This window comes from Chromobacterium piscinae (assembly GCF_021129175.1).
Classification (GTDB): Bacteria; Pseudomonadota; Gammaproteobacteria; order Burkholderiales; family Chromobacteriaceae; genus Chromobacterium; species Chromobacterium piscinae.
In genome coordinates, this window is record NZ_JAJOHV010000068.1 from 63114 (window position 1) to 77129 (window position 14016).

General features: G+C 63.5%; 17 protein-coding genes. 4 read left to right on the top strand and 13 right to left on the bottom strand.

Going from position 1 to position 14016, the window contains the following annotated elements; all coding sequences use genetic code 11:
* Positions 1-14: 14 nt before the first annotated feature.
* The 6 genes from LQR33_RS17450 to LQR33_RS24245 all read right to left on the bottom strand — a co-directional run bounded on the left by LQR33_RS17450 (position 15) and on the right by LQR33_RS24245 (position 2772).
* A complete protein-coding gene (locus LQR33_RS17450) occupies positions 15-281 on the bottom strand; it encodes a BolA family protein (RefSeq protein ID WP_021477590.1) in 267 nt (88 codons plus the stop codon).
* Complete coding sequence (locus LQR33_RS17455; RefSeq protein WP_166438263.1) at positions 278-580, bottom strand: YciI family protein; 303 nt, start codon at positions 578-580, stop codon at positions 278-280. The genes LQR33_RS17450 and LQR33_RS17455 overlap by 4 nt, the downstream gene beginning before the upstream one ends.
* Complete coding sequence (locus LQR33_RS17460; RefSeq protein WP_231469883.1) at positions 580-1113, bottom strand: septation protein A; 534 nt, start codon at positions 1111-1113, stop codon at positions 580-582. The genes LQR33_RS17455 and LQR33_RS17460 overlap by 1 nt, the downstream gene beginning before the upstream one ends.
* 60 nt (positions 1114-1173) lie before the next feature.
* Positions 1174-2115 carry an SPFH domain-containing protein gene (locus LQR33_RS17465; protein ID WP_046156586.1) on the bottom strand — a complete coding sequence of 314 codons (942 nt, stop codon included), beginning with the start codon at positions 2113-2115 and terminating at the stop codon, positions 1174-1176.
* Between the two features lie 11 nt (positions 2116-2126).
* Positions 2127-2549, bottom strand: a complete 423-nt coding sequence (locus LQR33_RS17470) for an NfeD family protein (protein WP_021477586.1) — start codon at positions 2547-2549, stop codon at positions 2127-2129.
* Between the two features lie 94 nt (positions 2550-2643).
* Positions 2644-2772 (bottom strand): hypothetical protein, encoded by a 129-nt coding sequence (locus LQR33_RS24245; protein WP_260454949.1) that lies wholly within the window; start codon positions 2770-2772, stop codon positions 2644-2646.
* 122 nt (positions 2773-2894) lie between these two features.
* Here LQR33_RS24245 and LQR33_RS17475 point away from each other — a divergent pair, with 122 nt between their 5' ends.
* Both LQR33_RS17475 and LQR33_RS17480 read left to right on the top strand, forming a co-directional pair.
* Positions 2895-3485: an IMPACT family protein gene (locus LQR33_RS17475; RefSeq protein ID WP_231469885.1), complete on the top strand. Its 591-nt coding sequence runs from the start codon at positions 2895-2897 to the stop codon at positions 3483-3485.
* A gap of 24 nt (positions 3486-3509) precedes the next feature.
* On the top strand, positions 3510-4445 hold the full coding sequence (locus tag LQR33_RS17480) for an exopolyphosphatase (RefSeq protein ID WP_104947526.1): 936 nt from the start codon (positions 3510-3512) through the stop codon (positions 4443-4445).
* Between the two features lie 32 nt (positions 4446-4477).
* On the opposite strand, the gene LQR33_RS17485 is transcribed toward LQR33_RS17480, so the two are convergent.
* The gene (locus LQR33_RS17485; protein ID WP_231469887.1) at positions 4478-5137 is read right to left on the bottom strand and encodes an HAD family hydrolase; all 660 of its coding nucleotides are present in this window, start codon (positions 5135-5137) and stop codon (positions 4478-4480) included.
* A gap of 103 nt (positions 5138-5240) precedes the next feature.
* On the opposite strand from LQR33_RS17485, the gene LQR33_RS17490 reads away from it, so the two are divergent.
* A complete protein-coding gene (locus LQR33_RS17490) occupies positions 5241-5888 on the top strand; it encodes a ParA family protein (protein WP_166438267.1) in 648 nt (215 codons plus the stop codon).
* A 183-nt stretch (positions 5889-6071) separates the two neighbouring features.
* The gene (locus LQR33_RS17495; protein WP_231469888.1) at positions 6072-7022 is read left to right on the top strand and encodes a GMP reductase; all 951 of its coding nucleotides are present in this window, start codon (positions 6072-6074) and stop codon (positions 7020-7022) included.
* Between the two features lie 63 nt (positions 7023-7085).
* Here the strand turns inward: LQR33_RS17495 and LQR33_RS17500 are convergent, their stop codons facing one another.
* From LQR33_RS17500 to lptF, 6 genes are all read right to left on the bottom strand, one after another.
* Positions 7086-7568 (bottom strand): MaoC family dehydratase, encoded by a 483-nt coding sequence (locus tag LQR33_RS17500; RefSeq protein WP_166438269.1) that lies wholly within the window; start codon positions 7566-7568, stop codon positions 7086-7088.
* A 73-nt stretch (positions 7569-7641) separates the two neighbouring features.
* The gene (locus LQR33_RS17505; protein WP_166438270.1) at positions 7642-8403 is read right to left on the bottom strand and encodes an alpha/beta fold hydrolase; all 762 of its coding nucleotides are present in this window, start codon (positions 8401-8403) and stop codon (positions 7642-7644) included.
* A 118-nt stretch (positions 8404-8521) separates the two neighbouring features.
* Positions 8522-9088 carry a GNAT family N-acetyltransferase gene (locus LQR33_RS17510; protein ID WP_231469890.1) on the bottom strand — a complete coding sequence of 189 codons (567 nt, stop codon included), beginning with the start codon at positions 9086-9088 and terminating at the stop codon, positions 8522-8524.
* A 67-nt stretch (positions 9089-9155) separates the two neighbouring features.
* Positions 9156-11726 (bottom strand): [protein-PII] uridylyltransferase, encoded by a 2571-nt coding sequence (locus LQR33_RS17515; protein ID WP_231178903.1) that lies wholly within the window; start codon positions 11724-11726, stop codon positions 9156-9158.
* A 1-nt stretch (position 11727) separates the two neighbouring features.
* Positions 11728-12804, bottom strand: coding sequence for an LPS export ABC transporter permease LptG (gene lptG, locus LQR33_RS17520; protein ID WP_166438273.1), 1077 nt, complete (start codon positions 12802-12804; stop codon positions 11728-11730).
* Positions 12805-12816: 12 nt separating this feature from the next.
* Positions 12817-13923, bottom strand: coding sequence for an LPS export ABC transporter permease LptF (gene lptF / locus LQR33_RS17525; protein WP_231469892.1), 1107 nt, complete (start codon positions 13921-13923; stop codon positions 12817-12819).
* Positions 13924-14016 lie beyond the last annotated feature (93 nt).

Here is a 14016-nt window from a genome sequence, read left to right on the forward strand (position 1 = left end):
CCTTTGGTAGAAATTCAGAGTTCTTCTGGTGTCAGGGCGCGAATGGCCAGCGCATGAACGCGGCCGGCCATCAGTTCGCCCAGGGTCTGGTAGATCAACCGGTGCCGCGCCACGCGGTTCAGGCCGGCGAAGCGCGCGCTGACGATGGTCAGCGTGTAGTGGCCACCGCCGCTCTTGGCGCCGGCATGGCCGGCATGCAGCGCGCTGTCGTCCTGGATGTCCAGATGCTCGGGCTCCAGGGCCCGCAACGCGGTTTCCAGCAGTTCCACGGTGCCGCTCATGCGGGGAATACCTGCACGAAGGGCTGGACGTCCACGCTGGCGTAAACGCCGCCGCCCTGGTATGGATCGGCCGCGGCCCAGGCGCGCGCTTCTTCCAGCGACGCGAACTCGGCCACCACCAGGCTGCCGCAGTAGCCGGCGGGGCCCGGATCGGCGCTGTCGATGGCGGGCAGCGGGCCGGCCAGTTTCATCCGGCCCTGGTCCTGCAGCGCGGCCAGCCGCGCGCGGTGTTCGGCGCGCAGCGCGATGCGGCGCTCGAGGCTGCCGGGATGGTCGCGCGCGATGATGGCGTACAGCATTATTTCTTTTCCTCGATGTACTTGGCCAGGAACAGGCTTTGGGCGATCACGAACAGCAGCATCAACCCCATGCCGCCGAACAGCTTGAAGTTGACCCAGACGTCCTCGCTGAAGTGATAGGCTACGAACAGGTTCAGCGCGCCCATGAAGGCGAAGAAGCCGCCCCAGGCCCAGGTGAGTTTGCGCCACACCGGATCGGGCATCTCGATCTGCTTGCCCATCATCAGGCGCAGGCCGTTCTTGCCTGCGAATTCGCTGATCAGCAGGCCGGCGCCCATCACCCAGTACAGCACGGTGGGCTTCCACATGATGAAGTGCTTGTCGTGCAGCAGCAGCGTGGCGCCGCCCAGCACCACGATCAGCCCGAGGCTGATCCATTGCATGGTGTCCACCTTGCGGTGCTTGAACCAGGCCCATGCCACCATCGCCACCGTGACGGCGATGGCCACGCCGGTGGCGAGGAACATGTCGCGGGTCAGCCAGTAGGCGCCGAAGAACAGCAGGACAGGAAGGAGATCGGTAAAAAATTTCATGCGGGTGATTATGGGGGCTGGCGCGGCCAGATTCAAGCCGCGCCGGGGTTTGCGAAGGGATTAACGGTTAGTTTGTTTGACCACGCTGAGCGCGCTCGCCACCAGTCCGCCGACGTCGGCGACGTTGCTCGGCATGATGATGGTATTGTTTTCCTTGGCCAATTTGCCGAAGGCGTCGATGTATTGCTCGGCCACTTTCAGGTTGACGGCCTCGATGCCGCCCTCGGTACGGACCGCGCCGGCGATGCGGTTTATCGCGTCGGCTGTTGCGTCGGCCACCAGCCGGATGGCTTCGGCCTCGCCCATCGCCTGGTTGATCGCCGCCTGCTTGTTGCCCTCGGAGTTGTTGATGGTGGCCTGCATCTCGCCCTGGGATTTCTGGATCGCCGCTTCGCGCGCGCCGGTGGCTAGGTTGATCTGCTCCACCTTCACGCCCTCGGACTGGGCGATGCGGGCGCGCTTTTCCCGCTCCGCTGTGATCTGGGCCTGCATCGCGTGCAGGATGTCCTGTGGCGGCACCAGGTCCTTGATCTCGTAGCGCAGCACCTTGACGCCCCAGTTGATCGCCGCCTCGTCCAGCGAGGCCACGACGGTGCGGTTGATGTCGTCGCGTTCTTCGAAAGTTTTGTCCAGCTCCAGCTTGCCGATCACCGAGCGCAGCGTGGTCTGCGACAGCTGGGTGATGGCGACGATGAAGTTGCTGGTGCCGTACGAGGCCAGCTTGGCGTCGGTGACCTGGAAGTAGAGGATGCCGTCCACCTTCAGCTGGGTGTTGTCGCGGGTGATGCAGATCTGGCTGGGCACGTCCAGCGGGATCTCCTTCAGGCTGTGCTTGTAGGCGATGCGGTCGATGAAGGGCGTGATGATGTTCAGGCCCGGAGTCAGGGTGGCGTGGTAGCGGCCCAGGCGCTCGACGATGTAGGCGTGCTGCTGCGGCACCACCGCCAGCGATTTGAAAATGAAGATGACGACGGCCACGAACAGGATCAGGACGATTTCCATGGATTTTCTCTTTATTGCGGTTGTTGTGACGAGATCTTGAACTGATTGCCTTCGCGGCCGGAGATGTAACCGGTGCCACCGGCGCTGAGTCCGCTGTCCAGCAATACGGCGTCCCATTCGGCGCCGCGGTAGTGGATGCGGGCGTGGCCCGGGGTGGTCAGCGCGCGAATTTCCACCTGCTGGCCCCAGTCGGGGTCGTCCTGGGGCGGGGGCGGAGGCATCAAGCTGCGCCTGCGGCGATAGATCAGCAGCAGGCCGACGGCGCCGCTGACGCTGGCGATCAGCCATTGCCACGGTTCCGGCGCGCCCAGCCAGGCGGCGAGGCCGCCGCATGCCAGGGCCAGCGCCACCATCAACAGATAGAAGGTGCCCGACACGAATTCGGCGATCAGCGCGACCAGCGCGCAGCCGAACCAGAAGGTGAGTTGCGACATGAAATCCTCAGGGGGCGATCATCACGGTTATTGTCCGGCCATTTCTTGCGAATGACAACGGGGTCGCCGGCGGGGCCGGCAGCGCGGACAAAGCTCAGACGTGGTCGCGATCCGGCAGGAAGTGGGACAGGTGGATGGCGTCTTCGCTGTCCAGCCAGCATTTCCTGACATAAAGCCACAGGCCGGCGGCGATCAGCGGTACGAGCAGGAGCAGGGTGGTCATGGCCGTTCCCTCCGGATGGGGTTCCCGCTTTCAGTTTAGACCGCGAATGCGCTGCCGGCGGTACCGGATTGCGACCTCCGGGTTTACAATGCCCGCCCGTTTCAGACCGCAGGATGCGTGGAATGTTCCAGTTGCAAGAAAAGGCCCAGGCTGAGGTGGAAATCCGCAAGAGCCGCTTCATCGGCATCGTGCTGCCGGTGGCCAGCCGCGACGAGGCATTGCGCGAATTGGCGGGCATCCGCGCACGTTGGCCGGATGCCCGCCATTACTGCGCGGTGTTGCTGTGCGCCGGCGATTCGATGCTGGACGACGACGGCGAGCCATCCGGCACGGCGGCCAAGCCGATGTACAACGTGTTGCAGCATAAGCGCCTTACCAATGTGCTGGCGGTGGTGGTGCGTTACTTCGGCGGCATCAAACTGGGTGCGGGCGGCTTGGTCAGAGCCTACACTCAAGCTGTTAATGCCGCGCTGGCCGAGGCCGCGCTGACGCCGGTGAGCCGAACCTGCTTGCGGCGGCTGGCGGTGGACTTCTCCGGCGAAGCCCGTCTGCGGCATGCATGCCAGGAGGCGGGGCTGGCGGTGGTGGATCAGCAGTACGCCGACAAGGCCTGGCTCACGGTGGAGCTGCCGGAGGCGGATGTGGATGCGCGGTTGGCCGTATTGGCCGACCGCATGGCCGGCGCGCTGGAGGTGGCGGCGCCGGACGGCTGAGAATGCAACGAACGGGAGGCGCAGATGACGCAGCAGAAACAGTACCGCCTGGTGACGCGCAGCGATTTCGACGGACTGGTGTGCGCGGTATTGCTCAACGAGCTCAAGCTGATCCGCGAGGTGATGTTCGCCCACCCCAAGGACATGCAGGACGGCAAGGTGGAAATCACCGGCGACGACATCACCACCAACCTGCCATACGTCGCCAAAGCGCATCTGGTGTTCGACCATCATCTGTCGGAGACGCTGCGCAACGCCACCGACGTCGACAACTACGTGATCGATCCGCGCGCGCCGTCGGCGGCGCGGGTGGTGTACAACCACTACGGCGGCAAGAAGGCGTTTCCCGGCATCAGCGACGAAATGATGGCGGCGGTGGACAAGGCGGACTCGGCCCAGTTTTCCATCGATGAAATCCTGGATCCCAAGGATTGGGTGCTGCTGAACTACCTGATGGATGCCCGCACCGGCCTTGGCCGTTTCCGCGAGTTCAAGGTCAGCAATTTCCAGTTGATGATGGATTTGATCGGCTACTGCCGCAATCACGGCATCGACGAGATCCTGCAGCTGCCCGACGTGCAGGAGCGGGTGGCGCTGTACCGCCAGTACGAGACGCTGGCCAAGGAGCAGATCCGCCGCTGTTCGCGCGTGCATGGCAATGTAGTGGTGCTGAACCTGCTGCACGAGGAAACCATCTACCCGACCAATCGCTTCATGATTTACGCGCTGTTCCCCGACTGCAACATCTCCATCCATCAGATGTGGGGGCTGAACAAGCAGAACACCGTGTTCGCGGTGGGCAAGTCCATCGTCAACCGCACTTCGCGCACCAATATCGGCGCGTTGATGCTGCAATACGGCGGCGGCGGCCACGAAGCCGCCGGCACCTGCCAGGTGGGGCATGACCAGTCCGAGGACGTGCTGGACGAATTGATCGCGCGCATCCGCGGCCACGGCTAGCGCGGGAGAGGCCGGAGGCCTCCCGCCGCCAATTACAGAGTTCGCAACAGCGCCAGCGCCTGATGCAGGTCGCCGCAGACGGCCAGCGCCTGCGCGCGCTGCGTTTCCAACGGCTCGATCAGGTCCGGCACCAGGATCACCCTGGAGCCGGCGGCGACGCCGGCCTGCATGCCGTACGGCGAATCCTCCAGCACGATGCAGCTCTCCGGCGCCGCGCCCAGCAGCGCGGCGGCGGCCAGGTAAATGTCCGGCTCAGGCTTAGTGCGGGCCACTTCGTCTCCGGCGATAGTGTGCCGGAAATAGCGGGCCAGTCCGCTGCGCGCCAGCTTGACGTCGGCGACCGCGCGGCGGGTGGAGGTGGCCACCGCGCGCGGGATGCCTTGGTTTCCCGCCCAGTCCAGCAGCTCCACGATGCCGGGTTTGAGCGGAATCTCCTCGTGTTCCAGCATGCGGCGGTAGCCGGCGCGGCTGGTCTGCTGCAGCTGCGCGGCCAATTCCTCGTTTGCCAGGTATTCCGCGATATAGCGGGTACAGCGGGCTTCGGACAAGCCCACCATCCCCATCAGCATCGCGTCGTCTATCTGTATGCCCAGCTCGGCGCCGGCGCGGCGGGTGGCCACGCAGGACAGCGTCTCGGTATCCAGCATCAGGCCGTCCATGTCGAACAGCAGGGCGTCGAAACTACGGTTCATTCCCTCTCCTTTCTATCCGAAACTATCGTTTTCCCAGGCTGCCGGCAAGGGCGATGACTCTGGTATAGTGGTCCGGGTCAAGCGCAAGGCGAAGGAGGCGAGGGTGAGGTCGGTATTGATAGCGAATCCCAAGGGCGGCAGCGGCAAGTCGACGCTGGCCACCAATCTGGCCGCCTATTACGCAGCCAGTGGCAAGAAGGTGATGTTGGGAGATGTGGACCGCCAGCAGACCTCCTTGCACTGGCTGGCCCGGCGCGATCACGCGTTGCCCGGCATCTCCGGCTGGGAAGTGGCCGCCAACGAGCCCAAGCGCCCGCCCCGCGGCACCGAGGTGGTGGTGCTGGACAGCCCGGCCAGCCTGCACGGCAAGAAACTGAGCTCGCTGCTGTCGCAGGTGGGGCATGTGATCGTGCCGATCCAGCCGTCGCCGTTCGATGAGTGGGCCAGCGAGGCCTTCTTCGAGCAGATGCTGGAGGAAAAATCCATCCGCAAGAACAAAGCCTATATGGCGGTGGTGGGCATGCGGGTGGATCCGCGCACCCGTTCCGCGCGCGAGCTGGAGCAATTCCTGGCGCGGCACGACGTGCCGGTACTCAGCTGGCTGCGCGACACCCAGCTTTACGTGCAGGCGGCTTCGGCGGGGATGTCCTTGTTCGATCTGCCGGCTTCGCGCACCGAGCGGGACCGCGAAGCCTGGTTGCCGATACTGCGCTGGCTGGGAGACGATCCGGCGGCCTGGTGCGACAAGTAGCGAAAATTTTTACGCGCAGACTCTTGACGTCGAGATTCAATGCGCGTAGCTTTGCTTCGTAACTGCGTGCGAGCCGAAGACAGGCGTCGCAGGGGTAGCTGCAAATGGGAGCCAATAGGGCTCCCGTCTTTGTTTGGGGCCCCTGTTTTTTTCATCCAAACCTGTTTTTGTGGGAGCACACGCATGATCAAGACCGAACTCAACTACGGCGACGTATACCTGGTGCCGAAGAAAACCGTGGTGGACAGCCGCAAGGAGTGCGACACCTCCGTGCAGTTCGGCCCGCGCCGTTTCGCGATGCCGGTTTATCCGTCCAATATGAAGTCGGTGGTTTCGGCCGAAACCTGCGAGCTGTTCGCCCGCGAAGGCTGGTTCTACACCCTGCACCGCTTCAATGTCGACGCGGTGGCCTTCACCCGCTACATGCAGGAGCAGGGCCTGTTCGCGTCGATCAGCGTCGGCGTCAATGACGACACCTACGAGCAGCTGGACGCGCTGAAAGCCGCCGGCCTGAGCCCCGAATACATGACGCTCGACATCGCCAACGCCTGGTGCGTGAAGGCCGAGCGCATGATCAAGCACATCAAGCAGCATTTCCCCAACACCTTCCTGATCGGCGGCAACGTCGCCACCGCCGAAGCGGCGCGCGACCTCGAAGCCTGGGGCTGCGACGCGATCAAGGCCGGCATCGCCGGCGGCCGCGTCTGCATCACCAAGAACAAGACCGGCTTCCACCGCCCGATGGTCTCCACCGTGCGCGACTGCGTGGCCGCGGTGACGATCCCGGTGATCGCCGACGGCGGCATCGTCGAGCACGGCGACATCGCCAAGGCGCTGGTCTGCGGCGCGACCATGGTGATGGCCGGTTCGCTGTTCGCCGGCTACGACGAATCGGCGGGCGACATCGTCGAAATCGCCGGCAAGCATTACAAGGAATACTTCGGCAGCGCCTCGCAGTTCAATAAGGGCGCCTACGTCAACGTCGAGGGCAAGAAGATCCTGGTCGAGTACAAGGGCAGCATGGGCAAGCTGCTGCGCGAACTGCAGGAGGACCTGCAGTCTTCGGTCAGCTACGCCGGCGGCGCGACGCTGTCGGCGCTGCGCGAGGTGGAGATGATCCAGGTCTATCGCTGAGCCGGCATCTGAAACGACAAACGGCCGCGGGCTTGCGCTGCGCGGCCGTTTTCATGTCTGCTGTTACTTGGCGCCGGCCAATTCCGGCGAGGCGGCCTCGGCCCTGCTGCGGCATTGCAGCCAGATCGCGCACTCCAGCTGCATCGCCGTCTCGCCGCGCTGGTTGCGGGTGGTCCAGCTCACCTTGACCACGCCGAAGCCGGGTTGGCTGCTTGAGCGGCGCTTGTCCAGCACTTCCACTTCCACCTGCAGCGTGTCGCCGGGGCGGCTAGGCTGCGGCCAGCGCATCTTGTCGATCTGCATGCCGATCAGGCCATTGGCGGCGCGGCCCAGTTCAGACTCTGCCACCAGCCGCATCGACAGGCTGCTGGTATGCCAGCCGCTGGCGGCCAGGCCGTTGAAGAAGGTCTGGCGGGCGGCCTCCGGATCGGTATGAAACGGCTGGGGGTCGAACTGGCGGGCGAAAGCGATGATTTCCTGCTCGCTCAGCGTGTGTTCGGCGCTTAAAAAAAGCTGGCCGGGCCTAAGGTCTTCGAAGTAGAGCATGATTCATCTTACGTTAACGTAACATCAGGCTTGCAGCATAGCCTCGGCATTGAAATTGGTCAAAGCATCATTCTCAATCCAGCGCGGCGGCAATCGCCTCGGCAAGGCCGGCGGGATTGTCCCAGGCCAGCGAGTGGCCTGCGTTGGCTACGACTTGGGTGGCGATGCCGTGCCGTGGAAGCCATTCGGTATCCGGATGGGGCAACGATTTTTCACCAAAGATGATACAGCGCGGCATGGTTAGTTCCAGCAATTGTTCGCGCCAACTGACAGGACCGCCGTTGACGAGTCCCTGTGCCGCCCGGTGAACGGCTAATGGCGAAGCGACGGCCATATTGCCGGCCCAGTTTGGGTTGTCGGCACCAAAGGCATTGATGATGTCCTGGTGGCCGCGGGCGACATAGTCCACCTCGTCCCAGGCAGCCAGCGCGCGGCTATAGGTGCCTCCGCCGCTGTCTAGATTCGGTTCGGCCAACACTAGATGCCGGATGTCGTTCGGCAGAAGAGTGGCCAGTTCAATGGCGATGCTGCCCCCCATGCTGTGGGCAAACAGATCGAATCCGCGCAGGTCCAGGGCCTTTAGCCATTGCGCAAGGATTTGCGCCTGGGCGCCGGGGGTGTAGCTGAAATCTTCCGGCTTGTCGCTGAAGCCGTGACCGAGTAGATCCACCAGCAGCGCGCGGCGGCCGATCAGGCCGGGTCCTGCAAGCAGGCGAGGGTAGTCGAAGGATGATGAGCAGCCAAGGCCGTGTAGCATGACCAGCGGCGCTCCTTGGCCGGGGATGTCGTGGTAGCGCAGCCAGGAGTCGGGTTGGCTCAGTTTGTGTGATTTCATCGTCGATTTTCCATAAAGCGGGGTTCATGGCTGCGGCAAGAAGGCAAGTTGGGCCATGGTCTTGCGGCCTGGTCCTTGCCATTTTGTATGGCTCCGCGGCCAATAAAGTTTTTTGAGTTCAGTTGGCCAGCGCGTAGAGCGCGCTACCGCGCAGGCTGCCGCCCGGCGCGATGCGTTCGTTGCGCAGGATGCCTTCCAGTTGGAAGCCGGCGCGTTCCGCCACTCTTCGGCTACTCAGGTTTTCAACGCCGGCGAGACAGGCAATACGGCGCAAGCCGAGTTCTTGTTGGGAGAATGCGCAGATGGCGCGGACGGCTTCGCTGATCAGTCCCAGGCCTTGGAGTTCGCTGTGGCACCAGTAGCCGAGCTCGGTCTGTTTATGTTTCCAGTTGAGTTTATGCAACCCGCTGACTCCAACAAAGTGGCCGCCGTCCTTCAGAAACAGCAGCATCGTCAGCCCTTTGCGGGCGAGATAATCGACCCGGCTTTGACGGCAGAAGGTTTCCAAGCTGTCGACCGACACTTCCTCCATTGCCCAGGGCATGGAGGCGGGAAAGGCGCGCAGCGCATCAAGCGACGCCGCCGCCGCCGCATAAACGGCGGGGCCGTCTCCCGGCATCGGGCTGCGGATGATCAGGCGTTCGCTTGCGATTTGGTCGGGAATGTCCAGCAGAATCTCGCTCAATTCATGCTCCTTGCATTGTGCAATGCAATGGTAACGCCGCAAGCGAAATATTCAAATCAGATTGATGTCAGACCCGCAGCGCGGCGATCAACGCCGCCTCCAGCGCCAGCGAGGTCTTGTCGTCCTTCAGCGCGGCGCCGGAGATCTGGAACGAGTCCTCCGCCCGGCCGCCCAGCGTCATGATCTTGGCGGACTGGACATTGAGCCGGTAATCGGCCAGCACCTTGGCGATGCGGGCGAGCAGGCCGGGGCGGTCGCCGGCGACGATGGATAGGATGAAGTCGTTGTCCCGGTCGTCCGGACGGATCGATACCTGCGGCGTGATCGGGAAGTGCTTCAAGTGGCGGCTGATCCGGCCTTGCGGCGGCAGCTGCAACGGTTGGTCCGCGGCCAGCGCCGCCGCCAGTTCGAACTCGATGAAGTTGATCATGTCGCGGTAGTCGCCGTCGTGATGCTCGGGGACGAAGACGTGGAAGGTGTCCAGCGCGTAGCCGTGGCGGGTGGTGTAGACCTTGGCGTCGGCGATGCTGTAGTTGGTGCGGCCGAAGAAGGCGCAGGCGCGGGCGAACAGCTCCGGCTTGTCGGGCGAGTAGATCAGCACCTGCAGTCCTTCGTGGTCGTCGGCCAGCCGCGCGCGCACCTGCGGCAGGTCGGGCGACAGCTGGCGGTTGAGCACGCGGGCGTGCCAGGCGATTTCCTTGGCCTCGTGGCGCAGAAAGTAGACGGTGTCGAGCTGCGCCCACAGGCCGGCCTCGGCGCCGTCCGGTATCGCATGCAGCCGCAGTTGGGCGCGGGCTTGGTTCTTGCGCGCTTCCAGCTCTGATGCGAGGTCTATCTCGCCGCCGCGCGACAGCACGCGCAGCGTCGCGTGGTACAGGTCTTCCAGCAGCTTGGCTTTCCAGGTGTTCCACACCTTGGGGCTGGTGCCGCGGATGTCTGCCACGGTCAGCAGGTAGAGCGCAGCCAGCCGGCGCGGCGTTTGCACTAGGTCGGCGAAGCGCTGCACTGTTTCCGGGTCGTAGATGTCCTGCTTCTGCGCGATGCTGGACATGGTCAGGTGCTGGCCCACCAGCCAGGCGACCAGTTCGCAGTCTTCCGGGGGCAGACTGTGGTCGCGGCAGAAGGCCTCGGCGTCGGCGATGCCCAGTTGGGAGTGGTCGCCGCCCCGGCCCTTGGCGATGTCGTGGAACAGGCCGGCCAGATACAGGACTTCCGGCCGCTCGAAATCGTTGATCAGCCGCGACAGGAACGGGTATTCATGGTTGTAGGCGCTGATGGCGAAGCGGCGCAGATTGCGCACCACCATCAGGATGTGTTCGTCCACGGTGTAGACGTGGAACAGGTCGTGCTGCATCTGGCCGACGATCTGGCCGAAATTGGGCAGGTACTGGCCGAGGGTGCCGTACAGATTCATCCGCCGCAGCGTGCGGGTGAGGCCGGCGGGCTCACGGAAGATCTGCATGAAGGTCGCGCGGTTGCGCGGATCCTGGCGGAAGCGGTCGTTGATCTGGCTGCGGCCGTGCCACAGCGCGCGCAGCATGCGCGGGGCGAAGCCGGACAGCTCGGGGTGGCGCTGCAGCGTCAGGAAGGCTTCCAGTATCGCGTGCGGGTGCTTGTCGAAGACATTGACTTCGCGTATGCCCAGCATGCCGTTGACGGCGTGGAAGTATTCGTTGATGTGCTGAGTGACGCGCGGCACCTGGCTGTAGATGCGGCCGCGCAGATTGGGCAGCAGGATGCCGTTGAGCTGGTTCACCGTTTTGGCGGCGCGGAAATACAGCTGCATCAGTTGCTCGCTGGCGCGCTTGGCCGGGGTGTCGGACAGGCCCCAGGCCTGCGCCACCTGTTGCTGTAGGTCGAAGATCAGCCGGTCTTCGCGGCGGCGGGCAAGCAGGTGCAGGTCGATGCGCAGCTTTTGCAGTTGCTCCTCGCTGTGCTTGATCAGCCGCGCCTCGGCCAGGGTGAGGATGCCGCGCCGGACCAACGAGTCCCAGTTGTCGCCCAGCCCTGCCGCCTTGCTGATCCACAGGATGGTGTGCAGATCGCGCAGGCCGCCCGGGCTTTCCTTCAGATTGGGTTCCAGGTTGTTGCTGACGCCGAAGTGGCGGGTGTGGCGCTGCTGCTGCTCCAGCGTCTTGCCTTCGAAGAAGGCCAGCGGGTCGCGCTGCGCCTCCAGCCGCGTCATCAGCTTGCGCCAGGGCTCGGCCGGGCCGGCCACCAATCGGTTTTCCAGCAAATTGGTTTCGATGGTGATGTCGCCGGCGGCTTCGCGCAGGCATTCGTCCATCGTGCGCACGCTGTGGCCGATTTCCAGGCCGATGTCCCACATCAGGCCGATGAAATGGCTGACCTTGTCGTTGGTTTCGGCGGATGGCTGGTCGGGCAGCAAGATCAGGATGTCGACGTCGGAGCTGGGGAACAGCTGCCCGCGGCCGTAGCCGCCCACCGCCGCCAGGGTGGCCAGTTCGTCCAGGCCCTGCTCGCGCCATAGCTCGGCCAGCGCCTGGTCCACCGCCTGGCTGTAATGGCGCAGGAAGGCCGGCGCGTCGCGGTCGGCGCGGTAGGCGTCGGCCAGTTGTTGTCGCTTGTCGGCCAGCGTCTGCCGCCAGCGCTGCAGGGGAGTGGCCGCAAGCGTCATGTCAGCGCCTTTCCTGTTTCGCGATGATGCCGATGCCGCCCAGGAAGAAGATCAGCGTGGGCAAGGTGGCGGACAGGATGGAGTTCCAGTCGTACAGCAAGCCCAGGTGGCCGAACAGGCGGTTCACGAAGTGGAAGGTCACGCCCAGGCAGATGCCGGCGAACAGCTTGATGCCCAATTGGCCGTGGCGGCGTTGTTGCGGCGTGAAGGCCAGCGCCACCAGCGCCATCGAAATGCAGGCCAGCGGGTAGAACAGTTTGCTCCACAGCGCGATCTCGTAGCGCTGGGTCTGCTGCTTGTTCTTCTTCAGGTGCTCGATGTAGGTGAGCAGGTTGTGCGCCGACATTTGTTCAGGCACCACCAGCAGCACCGACAGGATTTCCGGCTCGATGATGGATTTCCATTTCAGCGCCGGGTAGGCGTTGCTGACGGTGTGATCGGCGGTCAGCACGGTTTCCTTGACGTTTTCCAGATTCCAGCTGCGGTCCTGCTTGGAGAAGGTGCCGCGCTCGGCGATCCGGGTGCGCTCCAGCTTGAAGTCCTGATCGTAGGTGTAGATGCGGATGCCCAGCAGGGTGTTGTCCGGCAGCATTTCATGCACGTTGATGAAATTCTGGTTGTCTTTGACCCAGGTGCCGGAGCGGAACTCCTTGGCGACGATGGAGTGGGTGGCGGTCAGCTTGGTGCGCTCGGCCTCCTGCATCGCCCACGGCGAAACGAACTCTCCCAGCAAAATGGTGAGCACGGCGAAGCCCAGGCCGAACTTCAGCAGGGTGGCGGCGATCTGGCCCAGCGTGACGCCGGAGGTGCGGATCACCGTGTATTCGCTGGAGCTGGCCAGCTGGGTCATCGCCACCATGCCGCCGATCAGCACGGCCAGCGGCATCAGTTCGTAAGCGTGGCCGGGGACCAGCAGCGCCACATAAGTGGCCATCACGCTGGCGGTATAGGTGCCGGTGCCTAGGGCGGGCACTTCGCCCAGCAGATCGAAAAAGCCGTACAGGCCCAGCAGCGCCAGCAAGGTGAACAGCGTGGACTGGGTCAGGGTGCTGATGATGTAGCGGTGTATGAGTTTCATCGACGTGGTGGCTTAGCTTTTCTTGCTGAACATCAGGCGCAGGGAGTGCGAGAAAGGCGCCTGCGGACGGTCGCGGTGTTTGAGCAGCAGCAGCGCCGCCAGCAGCAGCAGCGCGTGCACCAGCGCCACCGCCCAGACGCCCACCTTGTCCTGGCCCACCCAGTTTCGGGTCAGGGTCAGGCCGTTTTGATAGACGAAGAAGACCAACAGCGCGAACAGCAGATTGTAGGTATGGCCGCTGCGCGGATTGTAATAGGACAGCGGCAGCGCCAGCAGCGCCAGCAGGATGCAGCTGATCGGCATGGAAAGGCGCCAGGCGAGTTCTGCGCGGTATTCGGGGTTGCCGCTGCCGGCGAGCAGAACGCTGGTGGGGATGGATTGGCGGTTGCTGGCCGGTCCGGTCGAGGCCTGGCTGTCTCCCAGGCTGGCCGTGTAACGCTTGAAATCGCCTATCTGGTAATCGGCCTGCCCGGGTTCTCCGACATAGCGCTTGCCGTCTTCCAGCACCAGCACGCGCTCGCCGTCCGGCTTGATCGAAATATAGCCGCGCTTGGCGAAAATGGAGCTCACTTTGCCGTCGGTCATATCCTGCATGAAGATATTGGTGGCGGCGCTGTGCAGGCCGGAATAATTTTCAATGAAATACACTTTGCTGGACGATGCAGATTCCTTGAACACGCCCGGCGATATTGCGGAGATTTCTTCGCGGCGCTTGATGATTTCCGCGTAATCCTGGCTGCGCTGGTCCGCCCAGGGGCCGACGAACAGCGTCACGCCGGCGATCAGCATGGCCAGCGGCACGGTGAAGCGCATGATGGGCCAGACCCAGTCGCGCAGCGACAGGCCGGCGGACAGCCAGACCACCATCTCATGGTCGCGCCAAGTGCGGGTGAGCACGACCAGCACGCTGACGAATACGGTCAGGATCATCAGAACCGGGAAAAATCCCAATGTCCAGAAACCGATCAGCGCGGTGACCGCCTCGTTTGCGATCTGCCCCTCCGCCGCCCGCCCCAGCAGATTGATCGCTTGGGTGGAAACAATGATGGCGAGGAGCACGACGAATACGCCCAGCGCGGTTAAAGTCAATTCCCGTGTCAGGCTTTTTTGAAAAACCATTTATTCAGTGCCTTTTTGACTTTTTGTGAAAAGCATTGTGATAATTCGATGAGACAATTCTGAATCGCCAATTCCGGCAAATTTGGACTAATA